The following is a 15,733-nucleotide window of genomic DNA, read 5'->3' on the forward strand; positions in this document are numbered from 1 at the left end:
TTCATAGGTTTGCATCTAATTTGCTCCAAACCTATGGCGCCTGCACATGCGCTTCAAAAGAGATACTCCAACGGCAGGTTTCTGTAGACCAACGGCTTCTGCGGCGCCAGAAGCCGTTGGTCCATTGCGGCAAGCCGTTCATCCTGAGAGAGACACACTTTATCCAGCGGTGTGTGCAATGTGGCCGGAAGCGCTTACCTTGGCGGCATGAAAAGGGCGAATGCTTTTAAGTGGCCGCACGAGGCATGGCTGCACGTGGCCTTCTGGCTCCTGGCCTGGCTGGTTTTTAACAGCCCGCTGTTAGATGCGCGGGTGTACAGCCTGAAAACCAAACTGGGCACGCTCTGGCTGCCCTCCATCTTCTGGACGGTCTGCAACATGCTTCTTTTCTATGCCAATGCCCTGTGGCTCATGCCCGGCTTCCTGCGCAAAGGCAAACCCCTTCTGTACGTGGCCCTGCTAATGGTTTTGCTAGCGGCCATCAGCAGCATTGAAGCCTACTCAGACCGGTTTTTCTGGAACCTGTACATCAAAGACCGCGAGTTCTGGTTTGACCGCGGCGTGTTCTTCCAGAACGGCCTGTACAATGCCTGTGTGCTGCTGCTCTCTTACACCTACAGCTACATCAAAGACTCTATTCAGTACACCCAGAGGCAGCGGCAGTTAACTGAAGAAAAACTGTCTGCTGAGCTGCAGTTTCTCAGGGCGCAGGTAAACCCCCACTTCCTGTTCAACACCCTGAACAACCTGTTTTCATTAGCCCGGCGGGAGAAGGCGGAAGGCACCTCCACCGGCATGGCCAAGCTGGCGCACCTCATGCGCTACATGCTCTATGACAGCAACGCGCCTGCCGTTCCGCTGGAAAAGGAGGTGGGGTACATACAGGATTTCATCACCCTCCAGAAACTCCGGTTCTCTGAAAGCCATGACATCTCCATTAAGTTTGAAGTGCTGGGCAATGTGCAGGCGGTGCAGGTTCCTTCCCTTCTGTTGATCCCGTTTGTGGAGAATGCCTTCAAGCATGGCATCAGTTTCAGGCAGGCGTCTTATATTCACCTTCAGCTGCAGGCCCAGCCAGACCTGCTCACCTTCATTGTCAAGAACAGCCTGAACCCTCACGCCCAGACAGAGGAATACCAGGAGCCGGCCTCTGGCGTGGGGCTGGAGAATGTGCGCCGGCGGCTGGCGCTGCTGTACCCGCACAAGCATGACCTGGAGATTATTTCCACCGAAACCAAGTTTGAAACCCGTCTCACCCTGCTACTCCCGTAACCATGCTCACCTGCCTTGCCATTGATGATGAGCCCATGGCTCTGGACGTGCTGCGTGACTACGCCCGCATGACCCCGCACCTGCAACTGATCAATACGTTTGATGACGGGCTGAAAGCCCTGGCCTACCTGCAGACCAACAAGGTTGACTTACTTTTTCTGGACATCAACATGCCAGACTTGTCTGGAATTCAGATACTGAAGGCGCTGCGCCACCCACCCATGGTCATTTTCACCACCGCCTACTCAGAATACGCCGTGAAAAGCTACGAGCTGGACGCGGTAGACTACCTGCTCAAGCCCATTGAGTTTGACCGTTTCCTGAAAGCGGTGAACAAAGCCATAGAACTGGTGCAGGCCAAAGGCCCGGTCTCTTTGCCGGCAGCGCCTGCCCCCGCCAAAGAGTTCCTCTTCCTGAAAAGCGGACACCAGATGGTGAAGGTGATGCTGGGTGATATCCTCTACATTGAGAGTGACAAGAACTACAGCACCTTTGTGTTGCCGCACCAGAAGATTCTTTCGCTCATGCCCTTGACAGATGTACAGGCGCTGCTCCCCGCCGGCCAATTCTTCAGAATACACAAGTCTTACATTGTGGGGCTACAGCACCTGCAAGTCATTGAACGGCACCAGGTAATGGTGCACGGCTACTCATTGCCAGTTGGCAAAGTCTACGGTGAGGCCTTCTTCCGGCTACTCAACCAGGGAGTCTGACGTTGCTGTTTTTGGCCTGTTTTCATGAAAACAGCAAAAACAGCAAGCAAGGTTCTCAGCCCAGACGCTGATTCTGCGTATAAGCTGCCCATACCCCTTTATTATCACCATGCCCGCTGCTACCATTCCGCTTTTTCCTGAACTCACCCCGGTGCTGGACAATGTGACGGCACTTGATTTTGAGACCACGGGGTTGAGTGCCAGCAAAGGGCGGGTGATTGAGATGGCCGCCTTGAAAAGTTCTGGCGGGAAAGTGGTCACCCAGTTTCAGACCATGGTAAAGCTGAAGGGGAAGATTCCGGCCAAGACCACGCAGCTCACAGGCATCAGGCAAGAAGATGTACGGCAGGGCATGGAGGAGCGCACCGCCTTCCTGATCTTGCAAGAGTTGATTGGTGACAGCGTGGTAGTGATGCACAATGCCCCGTATGACCTGGCCTTTCTCTACAGCGCGTACCAACGGCTAAGCCTCCCCCCGGTGCAGCATCCGTTTCTGGACACGCTCTCGGTTTGCCGCCTGCGGCAGCCTTCGCCCAGAAGCCTGCCAGACATGTGCCGTGCGTACGGGATTGAGCACACCCGCTGGCACCGGGCGCTACCAGACACCACCGCCACCTGGAAACTTCTGCACCGGCTGCATGAAGAGAGCCCGGTAGACCCGTTGCTGAACAAGATTGTAGTCAACCCTCAATACGGCTGGCCCAAGTGGCTCCCGCCCCTGGCAGAGATCCTGCTGCCGCCAGACACGTCTGCTTCTGAGCGGGGTCAAGCACCCGTTGCGTAGCGTTTCTGCCCTGTTTTTCAGAAACCAGCCCCAAAACAGAAACTGCCACCCACACCCTTTCTTTCTACATTTCCAAGGGAGCCCCTGCCTACGCACGCTTCCGGCCAGGCCCTCATTTTTGTATTTTACCCTACTCAAATTCCGTATTTAATCAATACACCTCTGGCAGAGCCTCCCGTTAAAACCATTACCGGAACCAGTCAGCCCCAGGCACATTGTGATTATCCCGGAGGGATCAACAGTTCAACACAACGGGAAAGGATAGGAATGAGAAAGATACAGTTGATTTGGTCAGTATGCCTGTGCTGGGGGCTTCTCTCGTGCTCTGACACAGATGACAACCTGCAAGAGGTGGAGCAGGAGGTGAATTTCCTCTCCAAAGGGGTTTACCCTTTAGAAAACGCCTCTGATCTGGATGTGGTCATCCAGGACATAGGCAACAGCACCTATGTTCTACTGGGGGAAGCCAGTCACGGCACCGCCCAATTCTATGAATGGCGCGCCACCCTTACCAAACGCCTCCTTCAGGAGAAAGGCTTTAATCTAATTGCCGTTGAAGGCGACTGGCCGGCGGCGTACGCCTTCAACGAGTACATTCAGGGACAGCGTTCTGGCAGCGCGCGCCAGGTTTTGCAGTCTTCGTTTCAGCGCTGGCCCACCTGGATGTGGGCAAACCAGCAGATTGCTTCGCTGGGCGAATGGCTGCGCCAATACAACGCGGGCGCGGGGCAGAACAACCGGGTGGGCTTCTACGGACTAGACGTGTACAGCCTCTGGGAATCACTGGATGCCCTGCAGCATTACCTGGAGAGCAATAATCTGCCGGCGGCCCAGCTGGCTAGAAATGCGCAGGCGTGTCTGGCCCCTTATCACCGTGATGAGCAGTTGTACGCACAGGCCACCGCCCAGGGCAGTACGTGCTCAGATCAGCTGCAACAGCTGTACGAGGCCGTGAAAGCGCACAGGGCAAGCAGCCCCGCGGGTGACGAGGCTGCCTTCAACGCCGAGCAGAACGCATTGGTCGCCCTGAACGCTGAGCGCTACTACTACCAGATGGTCAGGAGCGATGCAGGGTCCTGGAACGTGCGTGACCGCCACATGCATGAGACGGTGAACCGGCTGGTCACCCAACGCGGCAGCCATGCCAAAATCATCATTTGGGCGCATAACACCCACGTGGGCGACGCCCGCTTCACTGACATGGCACAGGCCGGCATGGTGAACATTGGCCAGCTGCTGCGGGAGCAGCACGCGGGCGCGGGGGTGTATCTGGTGGGCTTCGGGACGTATCAGGGGCGGGTGGTTGCCTCTAACCGCTGGGGCGGCCCTACCCAGGACATGAACGTACCCGCCGCCATCACCAACAGTTGGGAAGACATTCTGCACCGGCAGGGCCAACACTACAAGCTTCTGCTGATGCGGGAACTGCAGGATACTCCGGAGGCCCTGCGCAGCCGGGGGCACCGTGCCATTGGCGTGACCTACAGCCCCACTGCTGAGCGGGGAAACTATGTGCCCACCGTTCTGCCCAACCGCTATGACGCGTTTCTGTTCCTGGACCGGACAACCGCGTTGCACCCGCTTGGCTCCCTCTGACCTGGTAGGCCCCACCCGGTTAGGGTTACCCTTGGCGTGCCCGCCCGAAAGGGAATGGCACAATGCGGTTACAGCAACAGCCCATAGCATTTAAGTTTAGTTTTGGAGAAAGGAGCGGTTTCCCAAAGGCCGTTCCTTCTGTTTTAGGGCTGTTTTCAGAAAAACAGCCCTAAAACAGAAACCCACTTTGTTTTCGGCACAGGTCATTTCATTGCCACTGGGTAAAAAGCTTTCTAGCGGGCGTTCATTGGCTGTTTTCAGAAGTGGGTGAGGCAGTAGCATAAGCGGTTTGAGTACCCGCCCATGCCGGCAAGCCGGAAGAAGTCCATAAAAAAGGGAGCCGCGGCATGGCCGCAACTCCCTTTTCTTCTTTTTTATTCCCGGGGCAAAGGCCAGTCACCTCCTTTGCCGCAGGCAAGGTAGTTACCCTACAACACTTTTACGGCCTTGGCAATGTCATTGCCTTCGTCATCACGGTCAATGTCAAATTCTACCCGGTCCCCAACGCGCAGCTCGTTAAAGTCTGTGTCAATTACGTTGGTGAAGTGGAAGAACAGGTTGTTGGGCGGGAACTTGATGAAGCCATAGCCGTTTTTCAGGCTCATGATTTCGCCTTCGCCGTGGCTGCTGCTGTTGCCCACGTTGTCTTCCTGGTCATCATCATATTCAACCGGTTGAGAAGTAGTTGTCCGTTTCTGGTCAGGCTGTACAAATAGGCGTTGAATGGCGGCGTCATGGCGGGCCAGGCGCTGGTCAATGATCCCGTGCATAGCCAGCGGGTACGTCACTTCCGCGAGCAGGTCTTGTGACGGGCGCGTAGTCATGCGCTGCCCGTTGTCTGTGGTATATTCAAATTCCCAGGTCAGGGCCATCACGCGGGTACCCAGGGTATTCACCTTGCGCACCAGCGGCACATAATCTCCGTCTGAAGAGATCAGCACCAGCACGTCAAACCGCTTGTAGAACGCCTGCTCAAACGCCTCTAAGGCCAACCACACGTCTATGCCGCGCTCCTGCTTGTACCCGTCTGGTGTAGTCCGCACCGGCAGGTAATGGGTAGTCACGCCCTCAGACATGAGGATGTCATCAAACACGCGGTCCCAGTACAGGGTGTCACCGCGCTGGCTGGCGTCATACGCGTTCAGCCTGCCCCTGAAGTAGTGGGCATCAACAATTTTGCAGAGGCGCGGGTCCAGGCCCTCTTCTTCCGCCACTTGGTCTCTGATGAATTCATGCAGCCCAGAGATACTAATTCTGCGTTTGCGCGAGTGCCCATACGCATAATAGTTACTGACCTGCAAGAAGTAATTGCCGTCATAGAAAACGCCAATTCTAACGAGTTTGTCTTGCATCTGTCTTCCGTTTGTCTGTCTATAAATCAATTGTCTGTCTCTCCTAAAAGTGATTTGCGGGGAAAATAAAAAGAGAGGTGGCAAGGCACCGACAAGTTTTGGAGGAGTAGCAGGAGCGGTGATCTATTTTACAATATACTTTTTAATCTATGTTTGTTTCTGCTGGTCTTGTAAACACCTGTGGCTGTTCCTTTTTACTGGGCCACAAATCTTTTTATTATTCATTTATTATTCAGAAAGCAGCACCCGTTACAGGAACTGCCCATGGTATCATCTGCCCAGAATAAACCGGACCAAATGATTTCCCCGTCATGTCAAAGAACCTTTTCTGTCCCCAGAAAAGCGTTGCAAAAGTAGGCAATGGATATTTGTCTAGCAACCACAAAAATAACGGCACCTGGGGCAGGTTTATTTCCTGCCCCAGGTGCCGTTAAAGAGTTTTTTTTAGCTTTTGTTTAGTTAAAGCCCGCGCCTGATGTTTAATATGGCTGCATCTATTTGTCGCAGAGGTTCAGACTTGCGCTTGCCTCCTGGTTCCCCCCCATGATCTGCATCGCTATTCTATCACCAGCTTCTGCTGTACCTTCTGCCCATTTTGACAGATCAAAAGTTTCCAGGCTGGAGCCCCCTTCCAGCGTGACAGCTTTCACCGGCCTGTTTTTCCTGACTATGTAGAACCGTACCTCCTCTAACTGGAAACTAGTTTCAAAAGAAACCTTACCGGCTAACTCTTTGATTGGGTAGCAGTTGGTGATAGGTATCACTTTGCCGTTGATCAGCAGCTTTGCAGTTGCTCCTTCAATGGGTTGCACAGCGCCAGGGCCTGTAAAAGCTGTCTGCCCAAAAAGCAGCAGACACAGAATAAGATGAGTGATACTTTGTTTTTTCATAGGGAACACCATAGTTACGTTGATAAAATAATGAATACATAAAGCAACTTACCCGCTGCCAGCCAGGCACTTGGCCAGCAACACCATAGAAGTTTACTAAACGTACCTGATTATACTCAACTTTACAACTAAAAGATTAGTTATATTTTAATCTGGCGGCAAGTATTTATCTGATAGACTTGCCGCCAGATGGATTCCCTAGAAGTTACGTTACCCTTTCAGCACTCCCAACTCGCGCCCCACCTCGGTAAACGCCTGAATGGCGCGGTCAATCTGCTCTTTGGTGTGTTCGGCTGACAGCTGCACTCTGATACGGGCTGCGCCTTTGGCCACTACCGGGTAGTAGAACCCAATCACGTAGATGCCTTTCTCCAGCATCTTAGCGGCAAACTCCTGCGCCAGCGTGGCCTCATACAGCATTACCGGCACAATGGGGTGTACCCCGGCCCGTATATCAAAGCCTGCGGCGGTCATGTTCTCCCTGAAATAATTGGTATTCCACTCTAATTTATCGCGCAGCTCAGTGGTGGAACTCAGCAGATCCAACACGGCCAGGGAACCGCCCACAATGGCCGGGGCCAGCGAGTTGGAGAACAGGTACGGCCGTGAGCGCTGGCGCAGCATGTCAATGATCTCTTTCTTCCCGGTGGTGAATCCGCCCATGGCGCCGCCCAGGGCTTTGCCTAGCGTGCCGGTGATGATGTCCACGCGGTCCATCACGTTGTGGTACTCGTGGGTGCCGCGGCCGGTCTTGCCAATGAACCCGGTAGAGTGTGACTCATCTACCATGACCAGAGCTCTGTATTTATCTGCCAGGTCACAGATTTTGTCTAGCTGGGCAATGGTGCCGTCCATAGAGAAGGAGCCGTCTGTGACAATGATGCGGTGCTTGGCGTTCTGGCTTTCCTGCAGTTTGGCCTCCAGGTCTGCCATGTCATTGTGCAGGTAGCGGTACCGCTGGGCCTTGCACAGCCTGATGCCGTCAATGATGGAGGCGTGGTTCAGGGCGTCTGAGATGATGGCGCTCTGCTCGTCAAACAGAGGCTCAAACACCCCGCCGTTGGCGTCAAAGGCGGCCGCGTAGAGAATGGTGTCTTCGGTGCCCAGAAATTGGGCCAGTTTCTGCTCCAGTTGCTTGTGAATGTCCTGGGTGCCGCAGATGAAGCGCACTGAGCTCATGCCGTAGCCGTGGGTGTCAATGGTGCGTTTGGCCGCCTCAATCACCGCCGGGTGCGAAGAGAGGCCCAGGTAGTTGTTCGCGCAGAAGTTCAGCACCTCACCGGTCTGCTGCGTTTTAATGGCGGCGTGTTGCGGGGTGGTGATGATGCGCTCGCGTTTGTATAAGCCGTTGGCTTGAATCTCAGCTAGCTGCTGCTCTAAATCTGGCTTTAAGGTCTCGTACATGGTATGGTCTGTTAGCTTGTTTCTGGTTATAATTCTCAGTTTTGGCCTGTTTTACGAAAAACAGCCCATAAACGCCCTTTCCTTTCTCCTTACTTCCGCAGGAACTGCGAAACAGGCAACAGGGGCAGCTTCCTTCGTATTAATAAAAATAAACAGAAGGTCAGGGCGGGGCGGCTCCTTCTTTTGCCAAAGATACAAAAGGCGGCCACCCTTCCCTACTTTTAGGACCCGAGAGAATAACGTACATTTGTTTTCCTATTCAAAACCTGCATGACACAAGCAAAAGATACAATTCTGGTAATAGGCGCCTGCGGCCAGCTGGGCTCTGAACTTACCCTGGAACTGAGGGAAATGTACGGCGGCGCCCACGTGGTGGCCGCTGATATCCAGTACCCTAAACAGGCCGACCTGCGCGAGTCCGGGCCGTTTGAGATTGTAGATGTGCTCACCCCGCAGCACCTCTCTGACCTGGCGTCCCGCTACCAGTTCACGCAGATTTACCATTTGGCCGCCATCCTTTCCGCCACCGGCGAGAAGAACCCCAAGTTTGCCTGGCGCCTGAACATGGACGGCCTGTTCAACGTGCTGGACTTTGCGCTGGAGCAGAAGGTGCAGAAAGTGTACTGGCCGTCTTCTATCGCTGTCTTTGGCCCCAGCACGCCGCGCCAGAACACGCCGCAGGACACCATCATGGACCCCAACACCGTGTACGGCATCAGCAAACAGGCCGGTGAACGCTGGTGTGACTACTACTTCAACAAATACGGGCTGGACGTGCGCAGCCTGAGGTACCCGGGCCTCATTGGCTACAAGGCCCTGCCTGGCGGCGGCACCACAGACTACGCTGTTGATATTTACCACCAGGCGCTGGCCAAAGGCACCTACAAATGCTTCCTGAGCGAACACACCCGCCTGCCCATGATGTACATGCCAGACGCCATCAAGGCCACCCTGGACCTAATGCACGTTCCGGCGGAAAAAGTGAAGGTGCGGTCTTCTTACAACCTGGCGGCCATGAGCTTTACCCCACAGGAGATAGCCACCAGCATACAGCGCCACTACCCAGACTTCAGCATCACCTATGAGCCAGACGCCCGCCAGCAGATTGCTGACTCCTGGCCGCAGACCATTGATGACCGCGCCGCCCGCCAGGACTGGGGCTGGCGCCCGAAATACGACCTGGACACCATGACTGATGACATGCTGCTGCACCTGAAAAGGATAAACAACTAACGTTGAGTTCTGAGTCTTGAGTTCTGAGTCCTGAGTTTAGGATGCAAAACAAAGCTTTTCTTCCCGCTTAGATCAAAGCAGGCATAGATAAAACCCTCACCCGTTTGGAACGAGTGAGGGTTTTTCTTTAGCCAGCTTCCAGTCATCTCAGAAATATTGCCTGTTTTTGGCCTGATTTCCTGAAAACAGGCCGAAAACAGGAACCGAACTCAAGACTCAGAACTACAGACTCAGGACTATCAATAAAGTAACCTTTCCGGTTTTTCGCCAGTTATTAGTTCAGCAGGTGTTATTTAAGCGTTACGGGCATGATTGTAAACCCCCACGAGAAAGGATGGGAGCTAATTTTTCAGCAGGCACATGCCCTGTTGGCGGCTGAAATAGGGTTTGCCTGGCTTCTTGAGAAGCGCCCTCTCCACTTTGTCCAGACCTTGGCGGCCATTGCCCAGCATGATGACGGGCAGAAAGAACTCCGGAACCAGTACACCCTCACGCCCGCGGGCGCTCCCGCCAATTTCACCCAGCTTCCGTTCAGTCTGGCGCAGGCGCAGCAGGTCATGAAAGAAGCCCGTTTTCAAGGCCGGTGGCGAAGCCTGCTCACCAGTATGCACCTTTCCTTTCTCTATGAGACCCTGCGGGGGCAGAAAACCGAGTGGGACCATTTTTTAGAGGAGCAATTGGCCAGCCAGAAACTATGGCGCCAGCAGCTAAAGGTCAAAAAAGCCGAAGCGCAATATGCCTATGATTTCATGCAGTGGTGTGACCGCCTCTCCCTCATTCTCTGCCGCAATGAACTGCCTGAAATGGAGCGCGCCCTGGAAATAAGTGATGGCCCAGACCGGCAGAAGTATGAGGTCAGGCAGCTGAGTGACGCTACCATTGTGGTACAGCCGTGGCCCTTTGAACAACCCTCCTTGGCACTGGGTGTGGAAGTACGCTACCTGCAACAGCTCCACTTCACCTCAGACCAGGAGTTGGCGCAGGCCATCTGGCAGGCACCCGTGCAACAGAAATCCTGGGTCCTTAAAAAGAGTTAGGAGAAGGACTACAACACATGACAAGGGAACAGTTGATAGATTTACAGCACAAATCTATTTTCAATTTGATCCTTTTTTATGTTCAAGAAGTTTCTTCTTGTCTCCTGGGTGGCGCTTGCCATGGCAGCACCTGTCTTTGCCCAAGAAAGTGGCTCTGAGTTCAAACCTCAAGCCGGGGAGATAACCGCAGAAGTACAGCTGAACCTTACCAATTCCAGCGGAAGCACAATTACCCTTAACGGCATCAGAGGGCGTTACTTTCTCAGCCCTACCAAAGCTTTTAGATTAGGGATCAGCGGCTCTATCAACAACAGTGACCTGGCAAACGATGTAGAGCGCACCTCCTCCACTTTCAGAATACCGCCTGGTATTGAAAACCACTTCACCGGTACAGAGAGGCTGTCGCCATACATTGGCTCCTAAGCATTCTTTGCAAATTTTTCTTATGATGAGAAAGCACCTGATTATGAGGTAACCAATGGTTGGGGTACTAAGAGCTTGTTTAAATTTTGATTTTGCAAGCGAAAACGGGGAGCAAAAGGTTCTGGCGAAGCGTTTTTTGAGCAGCATACGCCCCGCTATGGTGCGAGTCAACCGCGAAGTCAGGTTCTTTTGATACCCGTTTGCAGCGCAAAAGGCAAATTTAAACATGCTCTAACAACAACAGCACAGGCCCTAGAGCTTACTCAAGTTATGGGGTAAACCTGTTGGCTGGAACTGATTACTATGTGGCGCGCCATTTATACTTAGGCATAGAGTTTGGCTTAGGCCTGGCAAGCACTAAGTATAAAGGCGTTACTGTTAAAAGCAGCAACTTCAAAAGCACCTCAACCGGGTATAGCTCCTTCTCTCTTGGTCTTACTACCATTGCGGGCATTCGGCTAGGATACGCGTTTTAATTCCTGCACCTGCCAGTGTGCTTCTTCACTGGCAGGTGTTTTTCTCAACCTCAGGCGTTCATCCCCGTTAATACAGGGCTAGAACAACCAGAACTACCATGGCTATCCAGACATCTTCAGACGCAGAGCTACGCTCTATCATCTTTGCCAAAGAGCGCGTGATTGTGAAATTCATTGATGAGAACTGCACCATCTGCAAGAAGCTGGCCCCGTCTGTAGAGAAATTCTCTGATGACCCCAAATACCAAGACATCACTTTCCTGAAAATGGACGCCTCTGAAAACCCCGTGTCCAGCAAAGAGGTCAAGCTTTCAGGCACTCCGTTTTTTGCCACCTATTTCAAAGGCACCCTCAAAGACTGCGGCCTGCTTTCTTCTGAGCGGGAGGTACAGGCGCTGCTAGACACGTTGGTAGACTGCTGCGACTAACCTGTTTTCAGGCTATTTTCAGAAAAACAGGCCAGAAACGGGCGGCCCCGCCCAAGATGTTTGTTAGCACCCAAAGCTGGTCCCACCTCCCCAAAAGGGGCTCTGTTTTAGGGCTACTTTCTGAAAATCAGGCTAAAAACGCATAAGCGGCTCTTTAGGCTTACCCAGGGAAACCGTACCTTTGCCGTATGCGTCACCGGTTACTCTCCTCTGTTGTTTTTTGGGTGGGGCTGGTCAGTTTGCTCCTGCCTGCTGCCTGCCAGAAATCCACTTCGCTTTCTACCACCGCCCCCAGTGCGGCGGTAGCCCAGCACCCGTTGCCAGAGCGGCGCCTTTCTACCATTAACGTACCCATCACCATCCCGGTCACATTACTGGAGCAGGTGCTGAATGAGCAGTTAACCGGCGTTCTGTACCAGGATGACAACCTGGAAGACGATGACCTGGCCGTAAAGGTCACCAAAGCGGCACCCATTCGGCTGAAAGCCGAGTTCAGTAAACTGTACGTAGAGGTGCCCCTGCGTGTCAAGGCCAAAGGCCGGTGGCAGTGGAACGCCTGCGAACTCTGCAAAAAGCTGCAGAAAACCGAAGAGACCGAGTTTGACCTGGTGGTCAAGACCGAGAGCCGGCTGCAGGTGCTCCCCAACTACCAGCTCAAGAGCTACACCAGCGGCGACTTTGCCTGGGGCGAACGCAAACCCACCCTGTCACTGGGGCCGCTGACCATCAACCTGGCAAAATTCATTGAACCGCAGCTCAAAGCCCAGCTCAACCCCATGCTGCAACAGCTGGACAAGGAGCTGCAGCAGCGGGTGAACCTGAAGGCGTATCTGGCAGAGGCGTGGCAGCAGGTGCAACAGCCTTTCTCTGTGCATGACGGCTACAAAGCGTGGCTCACAGTTGAACCCAAAGCCGTGCGCATTACGCCGCTGGCCCTGCAGAACAACCAGCTGAGCCTACAGATTGGCATTGACGCACTCCTGGCGGTGTCTATGGGGCAGAAACCGGCATTGGCTGCCTTGGTTCCGCTTCCGGCGTTCACGCCCGCACGCACCTTGCCGCAGGAGGCCCAGATTCAGGTAGCCACAGACCTCTCTTACCCTTACCTCACAGACATGCTGCAGAAAGAGCTGCGCAACCAGACCTTCTCGTTTGAGGGCGGCAAGCACCAGTTTACCGTGCATGACCTGGTGGTGAGCGGCTCAGGCCGACAGTTGCTGCTGGCGCTAGATGCCAGCGGCATGGCCAAGACCGGCTTCCTGACCAAGAAATTTCAGGGCAAGGTTTACCTGCAGGGTACGCCCTACTATGACGCCGCCACCCAAAGCCTGAAGGTGAAAGACCTGGAGTATGAGGTCAAGACCCGGGACCAGCTGGTGAATACCGCCAACTGGCTTCTGCAGAACAAGTTGAAAACCCAGCTGGAACAGCAGATGGCCGTACCCGTAAAAGACCAGCTCTCCGCCATGCGGCAGTCCCTGAAAACCGGCCTGGCCGAAAACCGGCTGCACGAGCGGGTGCTTCTGCGCGGCACCGTTCTCTCCTTTGAGCCAGACACGCTCTTTCTGACGCCCTCTGGCGTGCGCACCCTCTTTGTCGCCTCTGGCAAGATGGCGCTCTTTGTGCAGTAGGCAACCGGCTTCCCCTTGCCCCAGGGTATTCCTGTTTCCGGTTAAATCAACTATTCGGCCCTGCTGTGCGTATCTGAATTTCCAGATATTTTACAAAACGACCACACGGGCCTATGGCGAATTATTCTACCAAAAGTATTTTCCAGCTGATTGCCAACTCCGGCAAGGAGTTCATGAAGAACAACTCCCTCCGGTTGGCGGCGGCATTGTCTTATAACACCATTTTCTCGCTCCCGCCGCTTCTCTTCATAGTGGTGAAATCTGCGGGCGCCATCTTTGGGGAAGACGCAGTGAGTGGCCAGCTGTTCACGCAGATCAAAGGCATTATAGGCACTGAGGCCGCCTCAGAAGTGCAGAAGATTCTCCAGAACGTGCACCTGGAGGGCTCCAACCCCCTGGCCACCTGGATTGGAATTGGCACCCTGATCTTTGCCAGCACCACCATCTTTGTCACGTTGCAGGAGTCCTTGAACCAGGTCTGGAACCTGCAGACCAAGGCTAAAAACGGGGTGATGAAACTGGTCATAGACCGCCTGCTCTCCTTTGGGATCATTCTCAGCATCTCTTTCTTGCTGCTGGTCAGCTTTGTGATCAGTGCGGTGCTGGGGGTACTCACTGACTTTTTAAAGCAGCAACTACCGGGCGTGGCAGTCATTTTCATCTTCCTGCTGGACATTGTGGTGTCACTGGGTTTTATCACGCTGCTGTTCGCCCTCATTTACCGGTACCTGCCAGACGCCATTATTCGCTGGCGCGATGTGTGGGTGGGTGCCTTTGTCACGGCTCTGCTTTTCATTCTGGGCAAGTACCTGATTGGCTGGTATCTGGGCCAGAGTGACATGAGCAGCACCTACGGGGCCGCCGGCTCTGTGGTCATTCTGCTCTCCTGGGTATATTACTCGTCTCTCATCATCTTCTACGGCGCTGAGCTCACGCAGGAGTACGCAGACACGTACGGGCACCCCGTCAAGCCCAACCACAATTCAGTGCGCATTGAGGTGCGGGAGCTGCCGCATGAAGAAACAGAGGAAGCCAACAAAGCCGGCAGGCCGCCCGCAGAGGGCCGTTTCCGGAAATAACCACCTCCCCTCATAGGCAGAAGCCAGGGAACCCGCCTTACACTGGGCGCTCCCTGGCTTTTCTGTTTTCGCAGCGCCAGCATACCGGGCCAAGATCAGGGGAAAAGCATGCTCAAAAGGATGGTAACTTGCGGGATACCGGCCAGTTCACCAGAATACAGGGCCTGCACTTGAAATATGACCGTGATTCACTAACATTGCGCCCGCTTAGAAGTGACAAAGGTTACTATAAAAAGGCAGCGGCCATAGGGGTTTTGCGCAGGTTATCTGTCATAGGTAAAAGGCAAATTTCCAGCAGCTTCCGCAGCTTTTTTCGCTTTTTTCCGTATACGTATTACCAATCTGACTAAAAACCTCTGTTCATCTTCTCTGTAACTGGTATGCGGCGGCTGATCGTGCTTATGTTTCTTCTACCCGTTTGGGCTTACGGTGGCTGCCAAAGCCGGCAGGAACCAGATACCCCGCGGGTTACGGCCGCCTCTTACAGGCCGACAAACCGCACAGCCCCTAAAAGTGCCTTCCAGCGCAACTACAACAACACTGCCACCATGACCGCCTTCTATGAGCGCACAGAACTGGCCATGGAGGAGAACCCTGAGGTAAGGAAAGCGTCTGATTTCATTGCCAACCCGTTTCTGCCCGCGGTAGACCCGGCCTTGAAGCACTATGTGGCCCAACTCAAGACCCGCTACCAGGTGGTGAAAGACACCATTTCCAACGTGCACAACCCGCGCTACACAGACACGCTTTTTCAGCTGAACTTTGACTCCAGCACCGTTGAGCTGTATTACCCCATGTACACCAAACGGTTCCTGCTGTCTTACGCAGACATCAAAAGCCCCAATCTGGCCCTCCGGAACGGGCTAAAAGTAGGCACCCCCCGCGAAGAGCTGCTGCAGAAACTACAGGGCTACAAGCTGTTCATCAAAGAGCAGAAAAACCTGATTGAGGTCTGCGACTGGGAACGCAACTCCTGGCTCCGGTTTCACATGACCAAAGGCCGGGTGAGCAGCATCCAGTATGAGGGGTACATTGATTAATTAAGAATTGGTAATTCCGAATTAAGAATGGAAGGCGCGATTGCCCATAAGCGCTGGTTTCCCTTTTGATTTTGCAGGCGAAAACGGAGGCCGCAGGTTCTTCACTAGCATTTTCTGAGCAGCATACCAGCGCTACGGCCAAGGCAAAAGCGATCTCAGGTTCTTTGGCGGCCCGCTTATAGCGTAAAAGACAAATGAGAACACGCTCTTACGTAAAATCAGCGCTTCTCCGTTAGTCAGGTATTTACGCCTGCAGGTTTACGCTTTGTTTTAGGTGTATTAGGGGTTATATAGAATAAGGAACTATAAGTTTGGTCGAGGCTTTCTCCTTGTATGCTACTACGGTATTCCTCGATTTCAAAAGACGAAAAAACA

At 53.7% G+C, this 15,733-nt stretch carries 14 protein-coding genes; 11 read left to right on the forward strand and 3 right to left on the reverse strand.

What is annotated here, in order from left to right; all coding sequences use genetic code 11:
- Positions 1–207: 207 nt before the first annotated feature.
- The 4 genes from A8O25_RS13615 (at position 208) to A8O25_RS13630 (ending at position 4,365) form a co-directional block, all read left to right on the forward strand.
- Positions 208–1,272, forward strand: coding sequence for a sensor histidine kinase (locus tag A8O25_RS13615; protein WP_153042747.1), 1,065 nt, complete (start codon positions 208–210; stop codon positions 1,270–1,272).
- Positions 1,273–1,274: 2 nt separating this feature from the next.
- On the forward strand, positions 1,275–1,985 hold the full coding sequence (locus tag A8O25_RS13620; RefSeq protein ID WP_066835784.1) for a LytR/AlgR family response regulator transcription factor: 711 nt from the start codon (positions 1,275–1,277) through the stop codon (positions 1,983–1,985).
- A 109-nt stretch (positions 1,986–2,094) separates the two neighbouring features.
- A complete protein-coding gene (locus tag A8O25_RS13625; RefSeq protein WP_082893636.1) occupies positions 2,095–2,769 on the forward strand; it encodes a 3'-5' exonuclease in 675 nt (224 codons plus the stop codon).
- A 267-nt stretch (positions 2,770–3,036) separates the two neighbouring features.
- A complete protein-coding gene (locus A8O25_RS13630) occupies positions 3,037–4,365 on the forward strand; it encodes an erythromycin esterase family protein (RefSeq protein ID WP_082893637.1) in 1,329 nt (442 codons plus the stop codon).
- Positions 4,366–4,793: 428 nt separating this feature from the next.
- Here A8O25_RS13630 and A8O25_RS13640 read toward each other — a convergent pair whose 3' ends face one another.
- The 3 genes from A8O25_RS13640 to kbl all read right to left on the reverse strand — a co-directional run bounded on the left by A8O25_RS13640 (position 4,794) and on the right by kbl (position 8,011).
- A complete protein-coding gene (locus tag A8O25_RS13640; RefSeq protein ID WP_066835788.1) occupies positions 4,794–5,717 on the reverse strand; it encodes an NYN domain-containing protein in 924 nt (307 codons plus the stop codon).
- A 494-nt stretch (positions 5,718–6,211) separates the two neighbouring features.
- Positions 6,212–6,529 carry a hypothetical protein gene (locus A8O25_RS13645; RefSeq protein WP_153042748.1) on the reverse strand — a complete coding sequence of 106 codons (318 nt, stop codon included), beginning with the start codon at positions 6,527–6,529 and terminating at the stop codon, positions 6,212–6,214.
- Positions 6,530–6,817: 288 nt separating this feature from the next.
- Entirely contained in the window at positions 6,818–8,011 is a 1,194-nt protein-coding gene (gene kbl / locus A8O25_RS13650; RefSeq protein WP_066835792.1) for a glycine C-acetyltransferase, read from the reverse strand.
- A gap of 270 nt (positions 8,012–8,281) precedes the next feature.
- Between kbl and A8O25_RS13655 the strand changes: the two genes are divergently transcribed.
- The 7 genes from A8O25_RS13655 to A8O25_RS13690 all read left to right on the forward strand — a co-directional run bounded on the left by A8O25_RS13655 (position 8,282) and on the right by A8O25_RS13690 (position 15,358).
- Positions 8,282–9,244 carry an NAD-dependent epimerase/dehydratase family protein gene (locus tag A8O25_RS13655; protein ID WP_066835794.1) on the forward strand — a complete coding sequence of 321 codons (963 nt, stop codon included), beginning with the start codon at positions 8,282–8,284 and terminating at the stop codon, positions 9,242–9,244.
- Between the two features lie 308 nt (positions 9,245–9,552).
- Positions 9,553–10,281, forward strand: coding sequence for a DUF3891 family protein (locus tag A8O25_RS13660; RefSeq protein ID WP_066835796.1), 729 nt, complete (start codon positions 9,553–9,555; stop codon positions 10,279–10,281).
- 78 nt (positions 10,282–10,359) lie between these two features.
- Positions 10,360–10,704: a hypothetical protein gene (locus A8O25_RS13665; RefSeq protein WP_066835797.1), complete on the forward strand. Its 345-nt coding sequence runs from the start codon at positions 10,360–10,362 to the stop codon at positions 10,702–10,704.
- A 574-nt stretch (positions 10,705–11,278) separates the two neighbouring features.
- Positions 11,279–11,608, forward strand: a complete 330-nt coding sequence (locus tag A8O25_RS13670; RefSeq protein WP_066835799.1) for a thioredoxin family protein — start codon at positions 11,279–11,281, stop codon at positions 11,606–11,608.
- Positions 11,609–11,796: 188 nt separating this feature from the next.
- Positions 11,797–13,239 (forward strand): DUF4403 family protein, encoded by a 1,443-nt coding sequence (locus tag A8O25_RS13675; protein WP_066835801.1) that lies wholly within the window; start codon positions 11,797–11,799, stop codon positions 13,237–13,239.
- A 113-nt stretch (positions 13,240–13,352) separates the two neighbouring features.
- Positions 13,353–14,318, forward strand: coding sequence for a YihY/virulence factor BrkB family protein (locus A8O25_RS13680; protein ID WP_066835803.1), 966 nt, complete (start codon positions 13,353–13,355; stop codon positions 14,316–14,318).
- Positions 14,319–14,719: 401 nt separating this feature from the next.
- Positions 14,720–15,358, forward strand: coding sequence for a hypothetical protein (locus A8O25_RS13690; protein WP_153042749.1), 639 nt, complete (start codon positions 14,720–14,722; stop codon positions 15,356–15,358).
- Positions 15,359–15,733 lie beyond the last annotated feature (375 nt).

Origin of the sequence: Rufibacter ruber (assembly GCF_001647275.1) — a bacterium.
GTDB lineage: Bacteria > Bacteroidota > Bacteroidia > Cytophagales > Hymenobacteraceae > Nibribacter > Nibribacter ruber_C.

Bases quoted from the DNA above. Each gene is read 5' to 3' on its own strand.
- A8O25_RS13615 (WP_153042747.1), top strand. From the start codon at position 208: ATGAAAAGGGCGAATGCTTTTAAGTGGCCGCACGAGGCATGGCTGCAC.
- A8O25_RS13620 (WP_066835784.1), top strand. From the start codon at position 1,275: ATGCTCACCTGCCTTGCCATTGATGATGAGCCCATGGCTCTGGACGTG.
- A8O25_RS13625 (WP_082893636.1), top strand. From the start codon at position 2,095: ATGCCCGCTGCTACCATTCCGCTTTTTCCTGAACTCACCCCGGTGCTG.
- A8O25_RS13630 (WP_082893637.1), top strand. From the start codon at position 3,037: ATGAGAAAGATACAGTTGATTTGGTCAGTATGCCTGTGCTGGGGGCTT.
- A8O25_RS13640 (WP_066835788.1), bottom strand. From the start codon at position 5,717: ATGCAAGACAAACTCGTTAGAATTGGCGTTTTCTATGACGGCAATTAC.
- kbl (WP_066835792.1), bottom strand. From the start codon at position 8,011: ATGTACGAGACCTTAAAGCCAGATTTAGAGCAGCAGCTAGCTGAGATT.
- A8O25_RS13655 (WP_066835794.1), top strand. From the start codon at position 8,282: ATGACACAAGCAAAAGATACAATTCTGGTAATAGGCGCCTGCGGCCAG.
- A8O25_RS13660 (WP_066835796.1), top strand. From the start codon at position 9,553: ATGATTGTAAACCCCCACGAGAAAGGATGGGAGCTAATTTTTCAGCAG.
- A8O25_RS13665 (WP_066835797.1), top strand. From the start codon at position 10,360: ATGTTCAAGAAGTTTCTTCTTGTCTCCTGGGTGGCGCTTGCCATGGCA.
- A8O25_RS13670 (WP_066835799.1), top strand. From the start codon at position 11,279: ATGGCTATCCAGACATCTTCAGACGCAGAGCTACGCTCTATCATCTTT.
- A8O25_RS13675 (WP_066835801.1), top strand. From the start codon at position 11,797: ATGCGTCACCGGTTACTCTCCTCTGTTGTTTTTTGGGTGGGGCTGGTC.
- A8O25_RS13680 (WP_066835803.1), top strand. From the start codon at position 13,353: ATGGCGAATTATTCTACCAAAAGTATTTTCCAGCTGATTGCCAACTCC.
- A8O25_RS13690 (WP_153042749.1), top strand. From the start codon at position 14,720: ATGTTTCTTCTACCCGTTTGGGCTTACGGTGGCTGCCAAAGCCGGCAG.